The organism is Ruegeria sp. R8_1, assembly GCF_017743815.1.
Classification (GTDB): domain Bacteria; phylum Pseudomonadota; class Alphaproteobacteria; order Rhodobacterales; family Rhodobacteraceae; genus Ruegeria; species Ruegeria lacuscaerulensis_A.
In genome coordinates, this window is the sequence record NZ_JAGHRL010000006.1 from 126,570 (window position 1) to 141,107 (window position 14,538).

The window sequence follows — 14,538 nt, forward strand, 5'->3', positions numbered from 1 at the left end:
CAACCCACTATGACTGCGTAAATAAGCACATGAAAAACACTAATATCATACTGGTTGGCAGCCCCATGGATTCGGGCAAACGCCGACAGGGCTGTCGAATGGGCCCCGACGCCTATCGGGTCGCAGGGTTGCAGACCGCTCTCAACAGTCTTGGGCATGCTGTTCAGGATATTGGCGACGCCGTCCCCGACCAATTGGATGTGGCTGAACATCCGCACCTATTCGCGCTGCCCGAATGTATCGGTTGGACCCGTGCATTGAACCGGGCCGCTCAGGAGGCGGCGCAAAACGGCATGCCGATATTCATGGGCGGAGATCACGCCCTGTCGATGGGGACCGTTTCTGGTATGTCCGAACATGCACAGAAACTTGGCCGCCCCCTATTCGTGCTGTGGCTTGACGCACATAGCGATTTTCACACGCCGCAGAGTACCGACAGTGGCAACCTGCACGGAACACCTGTTGCCTATTTCACTGGCCAATCGGGCTTTGAGGCTTTCCCACCGATCACTGCACCGGTCCCGACGGACCGAGTTGGCATGATTGGGCTGCGCTCGGTCGACCCTGCCGAGCGGGCTCAGCTGGAAAAAGATCACGTCATGTTGGCAGACATGCGCAGCATCGACGAACACGGCATCAAAGCACCACTTATGGCCTTTCTCGAACGTGTTCGCGCCGCAAACGGGATGCTGCACGTGTCACTGGACGTCGACTTTCTGGACCCCTCTATCGCGCCGGCTGTCGGAACGACCGTGCCCGGTGGAGCGACCGAACGCGAAGCGCATCTGGTCATGGAGCTGCTGCACGAAAGCGGCCTTGTCTGTTCGCTTGATCTGGTCGAGCTCAACCCGTTTCTTGATGAGCGCGGCCGCACTGCAAAATTGATGGTCGATCTGGCCGCGTCCCTTCTGGGGCGGCGCATCTTCGACCGACCGACCCGGAGTTTCTGATGACCCAACCGTCCAATAAAGCCCTCGTTCCCTTTGTATCTGTCGACAACATGATGCGACTGGTGCACCACATCGGCGTGGAACACATGATCACTCAGGTCGCGGCGCAGATCGAAGCTGATTTCAAAAGGTGGGAAAGCTTCGACAAGACCCCGCGCATTCCCGCCCATTCTCCGCATGGGGTTATTGAGTTGATGCCCACCTCTGACGGCGAAGCTTATGGTTTCAAATACGTCAACGGCCATCCCAAAAACACATCTGAGGGCCTTCAGACCGTCACAGCATTTGGACTGCTTGCAGATGTCTACACTGGGTACCCGACCCTACTGACGGAAATGACATTGCTGACAGCCTTGCGAACAGCGGCCACGTCGGCCCTTGTGGGTCGCTACCTTGCCCCCAAATCCGCCACAACGATGGCCATGATTGGAAACGGTGCGCAATCCGAGTTCCAATGCCTTGCCTTCAAGGCGATGTGCAACATCAACACTGTTCGCCTGTACGACACTGACGCCAACGCCACCGAAAAATGCGCCGCGAACCTCAAGAATTCAGGACTGACTGTTGTTCTGTGCAAAACGCCCGAGGATGCCATCGAAGGCGCGCAGATTATTACGACCTGCACAGCAGACAAGAAATACGCAACCATACTGACAGATAACATGGTGGGGCCCGGCGTTCACATAAACGCAATCGGCGGAGATTGCCCCGGAAAAACCGAACTCCACCGGGATATCCTTCTCCGCTCGGAGATTTTTGTCGAATATCCTGAGCAGACGAGGGTTGAAGGCGAAATACAGGCCTTGGCCTCGGATCATCCCGTGACAGAGATGTGGCAGGTCATGACAGGTCAAGCCACAGGCCGTAAAGACGACCGGCAGATTACCCTGTTTGACAGTGTCGGCTTCGCAATCGAGGATTTCTCGGCGCTAAGGTTTATCAAAACCGCCATCGAAGGCACGAATTTCTATGAACCGTTGGACATGTTGGCGGACCCGGACGACCCCAGAGATCTGTTCGGCATGTTGATGCGCGCTGGCTAAACGGGGGCGCTGCCCCCGCCGCCCTGCGGGCGGCTCCCCCGAGATATTTTTGGCCGGATGAAGCCAGGGATCCTATTTTCATCTGGCAGCAAGTATCCCGAAGCGCGAGGCAGAGCCTCGCAAAGAGCTCTCTATCCCGCCAACGATGGTAAGTAGAGCACGATACCGGGAAACGCGACCAGAAGCGCGATAGTGACTGCGTCCGCGATAAAAAACGGTGTCACGCCCTTGAATACATCCTGAACGCTTAAATCTGGTCGTACGCCAGCGACAACAAAACAGTTAAGACCGATGGGTGGCGTGATCAGGCAGAACTCTGCCATTTTTACAACCAGTATCCCGAACCAGATCGCGCACATTGGACCAGACATACCAAAAGCGCTGTCAGCCGCACTGACTGTCTCGCCCCCGTTCAAGGCCATCACCGCAGGGTAAACCACCGGCAAGGTCAACAGAAGCATCCCGATGGCGTCCATGAACATTCCCAGGACCGCATAGGCCAACAGGATGCAGATCAGGATCAGCATGGGCGACATCTCAAGCGATGTGATCCAGTCCGAGAATGCCCCGGGCAGATCAGCGAACCCGAGGAACCGAACATAGATCAGAACCCCCCAGATGATCGAGAAGATCATCGCCGTCAGTTTGGCTGTTTCCAACAGCGCGGATTTCAGCTCAGTCCAGCGCATTCCGTGAAACAGGGCAAAACAGAAGACGATGAAGGCTCCGATAGCACCGCCCTCGGTAGGAGTGCCCCAGGCCTTGTCGCCAAACGGGTTGTAGACGAAGCAGATGATTATGAGGATTACGGCGACGATGGGGAACGCACCGGGCAGTGCAGCAAAGCGCTGTTTCCAGGTGAACCCAGTTACGGGCGGACCGACAGATTTGAAGATCACGGCGATACCCACAATCAACAGGCCGTATATGACTGCCGAGAATGCGCCCGGAATGAAACCCGCCAACAGCAGTTTGCCGACATCCTGTTCAACGATGATCGCATAGATCACCAGAATCGCTGAGGGCGGGATCAGCGAGGCCAGCGTTCCGCCAGCGGCAACGACGCCGGCCGCGAATTGTTTATTGTAGCCGACCTTCAGCATCTCGGGGATGGCGATGCGCGCAAACACGGCAGAGGTGGCGACCGAAGCGCCCGACACTGCCGCAAAGCCAGCCGTGGCGAAGACGGTGGACACCGCCAACCCGCCGGGCACCCAGGCGACCCAGCGTTTGGCGGCCTCGAACAGCGCGCGGGTCAAGCCTGCGTAATAAGCCAGATATCCGATCAGGATGAAGGTCGGAATCAGGCTGAGCGTGTGGGCCGCAACCTTGGAATGGGGCACTTGTCCCGCCGTTTTGACGGCCACGGTCAGTGCTTTGCCAAAGCGGTCGGGGTCATAGCCGAACTTGGCCCAGAAAATCCAAACCAACCCAACCAGACCTGCCAAGCCTGCCGCAAAGGCCACGCGCATACCAGTGACGACCAGAACCAGCAGGCCGCCTGTAACCCACAGGCCGATATCAATCGTGTCCATCTAGTCCTGCCCTTCGAATTGCTCGGCCTCGGCAGCCGCCTGGGCGGCGACATCCTGTATAAGCGGCACGGCCACGGGGTTCTCCAACCCTAAGAAAAAGGCGCGACCATAGCCCCAGATTTGCAGGACCAGCCGCAGACACAGCACCGAGAAGGCAACCGGCGCCAACAGTTTGGCAGGCCACAGCGGGATACCGATGTCGATTGAGCTATCACGGCTCCACAACGGTGCGCCAAAATCGAATGAGCGGTCGAAATGGGACCAGCTGCCCCAGACAAGGGCCAGCATCAGAACAAGGATCAATACGACCGAGATCAGCTCGAAGAGCCACAGCGCCCGCCCGTGCAGGCGCGAGATGACGATATCCATGCGGATGTGCCCGCCATCCCTTTGAACAAAAGAAATGCCAAGGAACGCGATCAGCGGCATGGCCTGTTCGATCCAATCCACATAGCCCGGCAAAGGTGCGTTAAACGCATTGCGCCCACTGACGGATACCACCGCCAGAACCATCAGCCCAAAGACAGCAATCCCGCTGATCAGCGCCAGGAACTTCTCCAATCGCAATAAATGATGATCCAGACGGCTGAGACGGCTGCCGTCTTCAAGCACCGTGGCCTGTCCTGCCATGCCGGTGATCCCCTGTTGTCTTTATAGGTGTCCGGGCGCCGAACAGGCACCCGGACTTAGTGATCAGTTACCGCCGCGCTGTTGCTTCAGCGTTGCCTGAACCAGATCATAGAGGTCTTGCGCAGGCAGGCCCTGCGCTGACATATCCGAAATCCACTGCTCGCGGATCGGATCAGCCGCTTTTGTGCGGAACTCCTCGATTACGGCTTCGTCGATTTCAACCTTGGCGACACCCTTCTCGGACAGGACGCTGTCCCATTGCTCCAGCAGGCCGCCATAGTTGGCGAGGTAATGGTCAATTGCCTCATCAATCGAGCTGTTCAGCGCCTCTCGGTGCTCGGCTGGCAGCGCTTCATAAGCGTCGATATTCACCACGACCGGACAGTTCACCGTGCCGGGATTGAGGTTCGCGGTCCACCAATCAGCCTCATTGATGGTGCCGAACGACAGATGAGCGTGCTGGGCGAAAGCCACAGTGTCTACCACACCCGATTCCATCGCGTTGAATGCCTCAGTCGCCGGAACCGAGGTCGGGACACCTCCAACCGCTTCGAACGCCTGCCCCAGACCGCCGGTGGCGCGCACACGCATACCTTCGAAGTCGGCAAGCTTATCGCGCGGGTCACCTGTGCCGACAAGATTATACTGTGGCATGGGTGAGGTCATGATAATGCGCGCATTCCACTGTGCCATCTCATCTTTCACCGCCGGGTGATCGTAAACCGCGTGGCTGACGGCAACCTCTTCTTCAAGGTTGCTTACGCCCAGAAATGGGAGTTCAAGCACAGTGATCGCGCGGTTTTTGTCCCGGTGATAGCCCGCGCAGAACTGCGCCATCTCGAACGCGCCGATTTCAATGCCGTCCAGATTCTCTCGCGGCTTGGACAAGCCCCCGTAGCTTACATTGATGGTGAATTCACCGCCGGTTTTTTCACTGACCAGCTCGGCCAGCTTTTCAACGTGCTCGGTAAAGGCGCGGCGTTTACCCCAGACCGAGGCGCTCCATTCAGTGGCTGCGGCCTCGGATACGAAGGCAACGGTCAAGGCGGCGACAGCGGCACCGCTCAGCATCTTTTTCATTATGATCTCTCCCTTATCTGCGCCCCTTGTCGAAGCGCTTAATGGCAAAGCTAGCGCCAACATCTGAGTGTGCCAACCCCCGGAAGATTTCGCGGAACCAAGATCATCAGATCAAGTGACCGCTAACACGCTAAAGATGAATTTCCGATGCCATTTTTGGATCCGGCCAACGCAAACACGAAGATGGAAATCCGTTACAATTATCACTTTGTTATTAATCGTTAATTATCACATTGATCCAAAAAAATTTTCACCATAACGGCATTTAGAGAAATTTTTTTACAAACTAATCCATAGTTTCCGGTAATTTATTCCCTTGTTTTCTGTTCTCCGTATTATTCGGTATGGGGAGGAAGCGGGTCGACATTGTCAGTTTAGCAGGCAAAATTCGGCCCCACGAAATTTAGTCCAGAGGGAGGAGCCTCAGAATGACAACCGCTGCCCAGGCAGATGCCAAAACCTATCCGCCATCAGCAGACACTGTTGCCCGTGCACATGTCGATGCCGACAAATACAACGAGATGTATGCAGCCTCCGTCAACGATCCTGTTGCCTTCTGGGACGAACAGGGAAAGCGTATCGACTGGATCAAACCCTATTCCCAGGTCAAGGATGTCAGCTACGAATTCGGCTCGGTCGGTATTAACTGGTACGCCGATGGTACTCTGAATGTTTCGTCCAACTGCCTGGATCGCCACCTGAAAACCCGTGGAGATCAAACCGCGATCATCTGGGAGCCGGATGATCCAACTGATCCCGCTCAGCACATTACCTATGCCGAACTGCACCGTCGCACCTGCCGAATGGCCAACATCCTGGAATCAATGGGTGTGCGCAAAGGTGATCGAGTTGTCATCTACCTCCCGATGATCCCCGAGGCTGCTTACGCAATGCTGGCCTGTGCCCGTATCGGCGCAATTCATTCGATCGTGTTTGCCGGCTTCTCACCCGATGCGCTGGCGGCACGGATCAATGGCTGTGACGCCAAGGTCATCATCACAGCGGACGAAGCCCCGCGTGGCGGCCGCAAGACCCCGCTGAAATCCAACGCAGATGCGGCGCTGCTGCATTGTAAGGACACGGTGAAATGCCTCGTCGTCAAGCGGACCAACGGCCAGACCACATGGATCAACGGTCGCGACTACGACTATAACGAAATGGCACTGGAGGCCGACGACTATTGCGCCCCCGCCGAGATGAATGCCGAAGACCCGCTATTCATTCTTTACACCTCTGGCTCGACTGGTCAGCCCAAAGGCGTCGTTCACACGACCGGCGGTTATCTGGTCTACGCCGCGCTGACCCATGAGGTAACATTCGACTATCACGAGGGTGACGTTTACTGGTGTACTGCGGACGTCGGCTGGGTCACAGGCCACAGCTACATCGTTTATGGTCCGCTGGCCAATGGCGCTACAACGCTGATGTTTGAAGGCGTCCCAACATACCCCGATGCAGGCCGTTTCTGGGAGGTGTGCGCCAAGCACAAGGTCAACCAGTTCTATACGGCCCCCACCGCGATCCGCGCACTGATGGGTCAGGGCAACGAATTTGTCGAGAAGCACGACCTGAGCGACTTGCGCCTTCTGGGCACTGTCGGCGAACCGATCAACCCAGAAGCCTGGAACTGGTACAATGATGTGATCGGCAAAGGCAAATGCCCCATCGTCGACACCTGGTGGCAGACGGAAACCGGCGGTCATCTGATGACCCCTCTGCCCGGTGCGCACGCGATGAAGCCCGGCGCGGCAATGAAGCCGTTCTTTGGCATTCAGCCAGTGGTTCTGGACCCGCAATCGGGTGTCGAAATCAACGGCAACGGGGTCGAGGGCGTGCTGTGCATCAAGGACAGCTGGCCCGGTCAGATGCGCACCGTCTGGGGCGATCATGAACGGTTCGAAAAGACCTATTTCTCGGATTACAAAGGCTACTACTTCACAGGTGATGGGTGCCGTCGGGATGAGGATGGCGACTACTGGATTACTGGCCGCGTAGATGATGTGATCAACGTATCCGGGCACCGCATGGGCACCGCCGAGGTCGAAAGCGCGCTGGTCGCCCACGCCGCTGTGGCCGAAGCCGCCGTGGTGGGATATCCGCATGAAATCAAAGGACAAGGCATCTATTGTTATGTCACCTTGATGAATGATCGCACCCCCTCGGATGAGCTGCTGAAAGAGCTGCGCACTTGGGTGCGGACCGAGATTGGACCGATTGCCTCGCCGGATGTGATCCAGTGGGCACCGGGCTTGCCGAAAACGCGTTCGGGCAAGATCATGCGCCGCATCCTGCGCAAAATCGCCGAGGATGACTTTGGTGCGCTTGGGGATACTTCGACGCTTGCCGATCCGTCAGTGGTCGAAGACCTGATCGAAAACCGTGCGAACAAGTGAGGATGTGATGGACGCTGCCACGATCACCACACCCGTCGTCCTTATCCTTCTCGGCCCTCCGGGTGCCGGGAAGGGTACACAGGCTCGTATGCTTGAACAGAAGTTCGGTTTGGTTCAACTCAGCACCGGAGACTTGCTGCGTGCCGCCGTCGCGGCCGGGACTGAAGCAGGTTTGGCCGCCAAAGCCGTGATGGAGGCCGGAGATCTGGTCAGCGACGATATTGTCATCGCGATCCTGCGCGATCGACTGGCCGAGCCGGACTGCGCGAAAGGAATCATCCTTGACGGCTTTCCTCGCACCACGGTTCAGGCACAGGCGCTGGACACTTTGTTGGCCGAATCTGGGCAAAAGATCAATTCGGCCATCAGCCTCGAAGTAGAAGACGCTGAAATGGTGATCCGGATTTCGGGTCGCTACACCTGCGGCATGTGCGGTGAAGGCTACCACGACACGTTCAAACTGCCCGCGGCTGAAGGAAAATGCGATAAATGCGGCAGCTCAGAGTTCAAACGGCGCGCAGATGATAACGCTGAAACTGTTGCGTCCCGGCTGACGGCCTATCACGCGCAGACGGCACCGCTGATTGACTACTATCAGGCCCAGGGTGTGCTGAAGGGTATCAACGCAATGGGCCAGATAGATGACATCTCAATCGACCTGCAAGGGTATGTGCAAGAGGTCATGACTTAAAGGGTGGATCAAAGCGCAGGGCTTTAATCCGAAATCAGAATACTTCGAAGGAACTGCCTTGGCAGAACCGAGAAGTTTTACCTGACGTCACGGGGCGTTGGGCACAATCGCAAAGCGACCTGACGCACTTGAGGAGTTGTGTGCCAGGCCGTACGGCGAAAAAGCGAAGGAGGAACCCGCAATGGCGGATCAATCATCAAACACCGCGCAGGCTGCCGAGTCCGACAAGGGCTATTGGCAGGCCAACCTGCGCCTAATTTACATCAGCCTTGTGATCTGGGCGCTGGTGTCGTTTGGATTCGGCATTCTGCTGCGTCCGCTGCTTTCGGGTATTTCCGTGGGTGGTACAGATCTGGGCTTTTGGTTCGCACAGCAGGGTTCGATCCTGGTCTTTCTGGTGCTGATCTTCAACTACGCCTGGCGCATGAACAAGCTGGACGCTGAATACGGCGTGGACGAGGAGTAACAGCATGGACCAGTTTACCATCAACCTGCTGTTTGTCGGCGCGTCTTTTGCGCTGTACATCGGCATCGCGATCTGGGCCCGCGCGGGGTCTACATCGGAATTCTACGCCGCTGGCCGCGGCGTTCACCCGGTCACCAACGGTATGGCGACAGCGGCGGACTGGATGTCTGCGGCCTCGTTCATCTCGATGGCGGGCCTGATTGCCTTTACGGGCTATGACAACTCGACCTTCCTGATGGGTTGGACCGGTGGCTACGTGCTGCTAGCTCTGCTGCTTGCGCCTTACCTGCGTAAGTTCGGCAAATACACCGTCTCGGAATTCATCGGCGACCGTTTCTACAGCCAAACCGCACGTGTCGTTGCCGTGATCTGTCTGATCGTAGCATCGGTGACCTACGTGATCGGTCAGATGACCGGCGTTGGCGTGGCCTTTGGTCGTTTCCTTGAGGTGTCGAACACATCCGGTCTTCTGATCGGTGCCTGTGTGGTCTTTGCCTACGCGGTGTTTGGCGGGATGAAGGGTGTGACCTACACCCAGGTTGCTCAGTACTGCGTGCTGATCACAGCCTACACCATCCCGGCCATCTTCATCTCGCTGCAGCTGACTGGCACGCCGGTTCCGGCGCTGGGTCTGTTTGGCGACACCGCAAGTGGTGAGCCGCTGCTGACCAAGCTGGACGCGATCGTGACCGAACTGGGCTTTGCCGAGTATACGGCGCACCACTCGAACACGCTGAACATGGTGCTGTTCACACTGTCGCTGATGATCGGTACTGCTGGTCTGCCGCACGTGATCATGCGCTTCTTCACCGTGCCTAAAGTGTCTGACGCCCGCTGGTCCGCTGGCTGGACGCTGGTCTTCATCGCTCTGCTGTATCTGACCGCCCCTGCGGTTGGCGCAATGGCGCGTCTGAACATCACCGACATGATGTGGCCCAATGGTGGCATCGAGGGCGGCGCTGTTTCGGTCGAAGCGATCGACAACGACCCGCGCTATGACTGGATGCAGACGTGGCAGAAAACCGGCCTGCTGGATTGGGAAGACAAGAACGGCGACGGTAAAATCCAGTACTATAACGACGCGAATGCCGACCTGCAGGCAATTGCCGAGGAAAAAGGCTGGGTTGGAAACGAGCTGACCAAGTTCAACCGAGACATCCTGGTTCTGGCCAACCCCGAAATTGCCAACCTGCCGGGTTGGGTGATCGGTCTGGTCGCGGCTGGTGGGCTTGCGGCTGCTCTGTCAACCGCTGCGGGTCTGTTGCTGGCGATCTCGTCGGCGGTGTCCCACGACCTGATCAAGGGTGCGATCAACCCGCAGATCTCGGAAAAAGGCGAGCTTTTGTCGGCACGTATCGCAATGGCTGTGGCGATTGCTGTGGCAACATGGCTGGGTCTGAATCCTCCGGGCTTCGCGGCGCAGACGGTGGCCTTGGCCTTCGGTCTGGCGGCAGCCTCGATCTTCCCGGCGCTGATGATGGGGATCTTCTCGACCCGCATCAACAACACCGGCGCGGTTGCTGGTATGCTGGCTGGTCTGGTCGTGACGCTGATCTACATCTTCCTGCACAAGGGCTGGCTGTTCATTCCGGGCACCAACTCGTTCACCGATGCTGACCCGCTGCTTGGCCCGATCAAGTCGACCTCGTTCGGTGCAATCGGTGCCATGGTCAACTTTGCCGTCGCCTATACCGTGGCCGGTGCGACCAAGGAAACTCCTCAGGAGATCAAGGATCTGGTCGAAAGCGTCCGCATTCCCCGTGGCGCGGGTGCAGCTCAGAATAAATGAGCACGATGCGGCCCCAAGCCTACTTGCCAAAGGCCGCGTCTTTCGACTGACTACTCCCGCCCGGCACTCCACCGGGCGGGATTTTTAAACCGGAAACCGAGGAGTATTCCATGCCCCTGTCCCATGATGAGATCACCCGGTTTTTGAAATCCGTACACCCGTACGACGCCCTACCAGCGGATGTCTTGGACGCCATCGCACACCAGATCGAGGTGTGGGAGGTCGAAGAGGACTTCACGGTCTACAAATTGGGTCATTCTTTACCCGGTGTTTTTGTGATCTATGAGGGACAGATTGAGATCAAAGACCGGAACGATGTCGTCGTTTCGCATCTTGGTCTACGAAACTCATTCGGTGAACGCGGGCTTTTGAAGGATGGCAAGGCAATCACCAAGGCACGCGCCGACGCCTCATCGGTGCTGTTGCTTTTGCCTCCGGATCTGGTGCGCGAATTGATCGCCGGACATGAAGTCGTCGCTAAGTTCTTCAACCGCAGCCGCACCACACGCGCGGGACCACAGAGTCTGGCCACCAGTTCGATCGACGTTCTCATGGCGCGCAACCCAGCCACCTGCCCGCCTGATACACCGGTCCGCGAAGCCGCGCAGCTGATGCGTGACAAGCATATCTCATCGCTGTGCGTGACGGATCAGGACACTCTGCTTGGCATCGCGACTCTGCGCGACGTGTCCGGGAAATTTGTTGCAGAGGAAATGCCCGCAGACACGCCCGTTTCCGCGATTATGACCGCTAACCCGATTACACTGTCACCTTCCGATATAGGCTCGGATGTTTTGCATATCATGATGGAACGGGGGATTGGCCATGTTCCTATCTCCGAAGGTGGGCGGCTAGTCGGTATCGTCACACAAACCGACTTGACCCATTATCAGGCCGTCAATTCGGCCGAACTTGTGCGCCGGATTGCAGCCGCGCAGACAGCGCAACAGATGGCTGCGGTGACCGACGAAATCCCGCAGCTTCTGGTACAGCTTGTTGCCGCAGGAAACCGGCACGAGATCGTCACCCGCCTGATCACGGATATCGCTGACACAGCCACCCGTCGACTGTTGGCCTTGGCCGAAGCCAAGCTTGGCCCGCCCCCCGTTCCCTATCTGTGGCTGGCCTGCGGATCGCAAGGGCGGCAGGAACAGACTGGTGTTTCTGATCAGGACAATTGCCTGATGCTGGACGACAGCGTGACCGACGGTGACATGCCCTATTTCCATGCGTTGGCACAGTTTGTATCGGACGGGCTGGACACATGCGGGTACTTCTATTGCCCCGGCGACATGATGGCGACAAACCCGCGCTGGTGCCAACCTGTCCGGGTATGGCGCGACTATTTCAAAGGTTGGATCGCCAAGCCGAACCCCGAAGCACAAATGCTGGCATCCGTCATGTTTGACCTACGCCCGATCGGTGGCGCATTCGAGTTGTTCGACAAGCTGCAAGCCGATACGCTGGCTGCAGCCCGGGCGAATTCGATCTTTGTGGCGCACATGATTTCAAACTCGTTGAAACACACGCCTCCGCTTGGTTTGTTACGGGGATTTGCGACGATCCGGTCAGGTGAGCACCGCAATACGCTGGATCTAAAGCATAACGGTGTCGTTCCCGTCGTCGATCTGGCCCGGATTTACAGCTTGCAAGGCATGCTTCCCGAGGCGAACACACGCGCGCGATTACGGGCGGCTGGAGCGGCTGGTATCCTAAGCGAGTCCGGGGCGCGGGATCTGCTGGATGCATATGATCTGATTGCTGAAACACGTCTGGAACACCAGGTGCGGCTTGTAAAAAGTGGCGAAAAGCCGGACAACTTCATGCCACCCACGGCCCTGTCCGATTTCGAACGCAGCCATCTTCGGGACGCGTTCGTCGTGATCAAGACGATGCAATCGGCGGTGGGCCACGGAAAAGGTATGCTGGGTTAAACCGGCCGAAATTGGGAGAAACGCAATGTTCCTGGAACTGATCGCCACACTCTTCGCAGGCGTCGCATTTGCAGGCGTCGTGATGCTGGTGAACAAGGTGACGGGCGGTCGCTTGCCAAGGTGGGCTGCCCCTGTTGCGGCCGGTTTGGGGATGATCGGAATGACCATTTCCAGCGAGTATTCCTGGTATGACCGCACCAAAGATACGCTGCCTGAAGGCATGGCGATTATTCAAGAAATCGAAAGTCGCGCGTTTTATCGCCCCTGGACCTATGCGGCCCCGTTTGTTGAACGTTTTGCCGCGATTGACACAGCCTCGGTTCGGACCAACGAACAGGTGCCCGAGCAACGGCTGGTAGACCTTTACTTTTTTGGGCGCTGGTCCCCGGTTTCCAAGCTGCCGGTCGCTGTGGATTGCGCACAGAACCAGCGCGCCAATCTGGCGGACGGGGCCGAATTCGGATCCGAAGGTCAGCTGCTGAACGCCGACTGGATCAACGCGGAAACCAACGACCCCATCATCGAGGCCACCTGCGGAGTGTAACATGCTGACACGGTTAAGCCTGCGCTTACGCATCTTCCTGTTTTTTTGCCTGCTGGCTGTAGGCGGGTTAGCTGTCAGTTCTCTCGCCTTGTGGATCAGTTATCGGCGCGTTGCAGATCCTGCATTGGTCAACGCCTTCATCTTTGCTGAAATCCTGATGGCTTTTGGCTTTGTGGCGCTGATAGCCGCCGTTTGGTTGCTGTTTGATGATAACGTCGCCAAGCCGATCGAGCGTCTTTCGGCTGAGCTGCGCGCGCGCGCGCACGCAGGCGTCAATCGGGAAATGGATGTTCAGGCCGCGCGTTACCTGGGCGATCTGGCCCCTGCTGCGGCTGGTCTTGCCGACCAATTGTCAGAGAAGACCATGAGCGTAGCAGAAGCCGTAGCTGCTGAAACCGCCCATCTGGCTGCCGAAAAGCAGAAGCTGACAGCCCTGCTGACCGACATTCCGGTCGCCATGCTGCTGGCCAGCCCGACGCATAAGATCGTGCTCTATGATGGTCAGGCGGCCGAAGTTCTTGCACAGATTTCACATCCCCGCCTGAATGCGTCGATGTCCGAGTATTTTCAGATGGGTCCCTTGGAGCAAGCCTTTGCCAAACTTACCAAAACTGGGCTTGAAGTCAGCTGCACGCTGACAAACATCGACGGCACACAAACCTATATGGCACGCATGAAACCGTTGGGCGACGCGCCAGGTTACATGCTTATTTTTGACGACAGCGCCACCAATATCGCGCCCGAGGCAGCCCGACCACTGGTCTATGACTTTGCCCTACTAAACTCGGATGCCAATCAAGAGTTTCGGACCAGCGACTTACGTGAACTTTGCTTTGTCGTCTTCGACACCGAAACCACGGGACTGCTGCCACACAAGGACGAAATTGTTCAGATCGGAGCAGTGCGTGTCGTAAATGGTCGGATCATTGAAGGCGAGCGGCTGGATTTATTGGTCGACCCCGGTATGCCGATCCCTGCTGCCTCGACCAAGGTTCACAAGATCACAGACAACATGGTCTCTGGTGCGCCTGGAATTGCCGAGGCCGGCCGAGTCTTTCATCAATTTGCGCAGGACGCGGTGATCGTGGCCCATAATGCGCCATTCGACATGGCTTTTCTGCGCCGTCATGCGAACCGGATGGGCGTTGAATGGAACCACCCCATTCTGGATACTGTCCTGCTGTCCGCCGTTCTGTTCGGCGCCAGTGACACACACACACTGGACGCCGTGTGTGACAGGCTCGACATCACTATCCCGCCAGAGTTGCGCCATACGGCACTTGGCGATGCGGTCGCAACGGCCGAGGCGCTGGTTCGTATGTTACCGATGCTTGAGGCACGCGGCATGACCACCTTTGGCGCGGTGATCGAGGCGACCCGTCAGCACGGACGCTTACTGGAAGACCTCAACTAGGCTGGAAAAATACAGTTTCAAGCGCAGCTTTTCGTGGACAATTTCATTGCGCCGTGGCACCTGAGGCGC

At 57.4% G+C, this 14,538-nt stretch carries 12 protein-coding genes; 9 read left to right on the forward strand and 3 right to left on the reverse strand.

Annotation, left to right across the window (positions count from 1 at the left end; genetic code table 11):
- Window positions 1–29: 29 nt before the first annotated feature.
- Window positions 30–950: an arginase gene (gene rocF, locus J7380_RS14605; RefSeq protein WP_209196513.1), complete on the forward strand. Its 921-nt coding sequence runs from the start codon at window positions 30–32 to the stop codon at window positions 948–950.
- Complete coding sequence (locus J7380_RS14610; RefSeq protein ID WP_209196514.1) at window positions 950–1,993, forward strand: ornithine cyclodeaminase; 1,044 nt, start codon at window positions 950–952, stop codon at window positions 1,991–1,993. The genes rocF and J7380_RS14610 overlap by 1 nt, the downstream gene beginning before the upstream one ends.
- A gap of 131 nt (window positions 1,994–2,124) precedes the next feature.
- Here J7380_RS14610 and J7380_RS14615 read toward each other — a convergent pair whose 3' ends face one another.
- The 3 genes from J7380_RS14615 to dctP form a co-directional block, all read right to left on the reverse strand.
- Entirely contained in the window at window positions 2,125–3,528 is a 1,404-nt protein-coding gene (locus J7380_RS14615; protein WP_209196515.1) for a TRAP transporter large permease, read from the reverse strand.
- Window positions 3,529–4,158 (reverse strand): TRAP transporter small permease, encoded by a 630-nt coding sequence (locus J7380_RS14620; RefSeq protein WP_209196516.1) that lies wholly within the window; start codon window positions 4,156–4,158, stop codon window positions 3,529–3,531.
- Between the two features lie 63 nt (window positions 4,159–4,221).
- Window positions 4,222–5,238, reverse strand: coding sequence for a TRAP transporter substrate-binding protein DctP (gene dctP / locus J7380_RS14625; RefSeq protein WP_209196517.1), 1,017 nt, complete (start codon window positions 5,236–5,238; stop codon window positions 4,222–4,224).
- 428 nt (window positions 5,239–5,666) lie between these two features.
- On the opposite strand from dctP, the gene acs reads away from it, so the two are divergent.
- From acs to J7380_RS14660, 7 genes are all read left to right on the forward strand, one after another.
- Window positions 5,667–7,631 carry an acetate--CoA ligase gene (gene acs / locus J7380_RS14630; RefSeq protein ID WP_209196518.1) on the forward strand — a complete coding sequence of 655 codons (1,965 nt, stop codon included), beginning with the start codon at window positions 5,667–5,669 and terminating at the stop codon, window positions 7,629–7,631.
- Between the two features lie 7 nt (window positions 7,632–7,638).
- Window positions 7,639–8,322, forward strand: a complete 684-nt coding sequence (locus J7380_RS14635) for an adenylate kinase (protein ID WP_209196519.1) — start codon at window positions 7,639–7,641, stop codon at window positions 8,320–8,322.
- Window positions 8,323–8,503: 181 nt separating this feature from the next.
- Complete coding sequence (locus tag J7380_RS14640) at window positions 8,504–8,788, forward strand: DUF4212 domain-containing protein (RefSeq protein WP_209196520.1); 285 nt, start codon at window positions 8,504–8,506, stop codon at window positions 8,786–8,788.
- Window positions 8,789–8,792: 4 nt separating this feature from the next.
- The gene (locus J7380_RS14645; RefSeq protein ID WP_209196521.1) at window positions 8,793–10,577 is read left to right on the forward strand and encodes a sodium:solute symporter family protein; all 1,785 of its coding nucleotides are present in this window, start codon (window positions 8,793–8,795) and stop codon (window positions 10,575–10,577) included.
- A 110-nt stretch (window positions 10,578–10,687) separates the two neighbouring features.
- A complete protein-coding gene (locus tag J7380_RS14650) occupies window positions 10,688–12,511 on the forward strand; it encodes a DUF294 nucleotidyltransferase-like domain-containing protein (RefSeq protein WP_209196522.1) in 1,824 nt (607 codons plus the stop codon).
- A 25-nt stretch (window positions 12,512–12,536) separates the two neighbouring features.
- A complete protein-coding gene (locus tag J7380_RS14655) occupies window positions 12,537–13,055 on the forward strand; it encodes a hypothetical protein (RefSeq protein WP_209196523.1) in 519 nt (172 codons plus the stop codon).
- 1 nt (window position 13,056) lies between these two features.
- Window positions 13,057–14,469 carry a 3'-5' exonuclease gene (locus tag J7380_RS14660; protein WP_209196524.1) on the forward strand — a complete coding sequence of 471 codons (1,413 nt, stop codon included), beginning with the start codon at window positions 13,057–13,059 and terminating at the stop codon, window positions 14,467–14,469.
- Window positions 14,470–14,538: the final 69 nt, after the last annotated feature.

Excerpts from the sequence above, each read along its gene's own strand:
- J7380_RS14635 (WP_209196519.1), top strand. The coding sequence starts at position 7,639 with ATGGACGCTGCCACGATCACCACACCCGTCGTCCTTATCCTTCTCGGC.
- J7380_RS14610 (WP_209196514.1), top strand. The coding sequence starts at position 950 with ATGACCCAACCGTCCAATAAAGCCCTCGTTCCCTTTGTATCTGTCGAC.
- J7380_RS14640 (WP_209196520.1), top strand. The coding sequence starts at position 8,504 with ATGGCGGATCAATCATCAAACACCGCGCAGGCTGCCGAGTCCGACAAG.
- rocF (WP_209196513.1), top strand. The coding sequence starts at position 30 with ATGAAAAACACTAATATCATACTGGTTGGCAGCCCCATGGATTCGGGC.
- J7380_RS14620 (WP_209196516.1), bottom strand. The coding sequence starts at position 4,158 with ATGGCAGGACAGGCCACGGTGCTTGAAGACGGCAGCCGTCTCAGCCGT.
- J7380_RS14660 (WP_209196524.1), top strand. The coding sequence starts at position 13,057 with ATGCTGACACGGTTAAGCCTGCGCTTACGCATCTTCCTGTTTTTTTGC.
- J7380_RS14650 (WP_209196522.1), top strand. The coding sequence starts at position 10,688 with ATGCCCCTGTCCCATGATGAGATCACCCGGTTTTTGAAATCCGTACAC.
- J7380_RS14645 (WP_209196521.1), top strand. The coding sequence starts at position 8,793 with ATGGACCAGTTTACCATCAACCTGCTGTTTGTCGGCGCGTCTTTTGCG.
- dctP (WP_209196517.1), bottom strand. The coding sequence starts at position 5,238 with ATGAAAAAGATGCTGAGCGGTGCCGCTGTCGCCGCCTTGACCGTTGCC.
- J7380_RS14615 (WP_209196515.1), bottom strand. The coding sequence starts at position 3,528 with ATGGACACGATTGATATCGGCCTGTGGGTTACAGGCGGCCTGCTGGTT.
- J7380_RS14655 (WP_209196523.1), top strand. The coding sequence starts at position 12,537 with ATGTTCCTGGAACTGATCGCCACACTCTTCGCAGGCGTCGCATTTGCA.
- acs (WP_209196518.1), top strand. The coding sequence starts at position 5,667 with ATGACAACCGCTGCCCAGGCAGATGCCAAAACCTATCCGCCATCAGCA.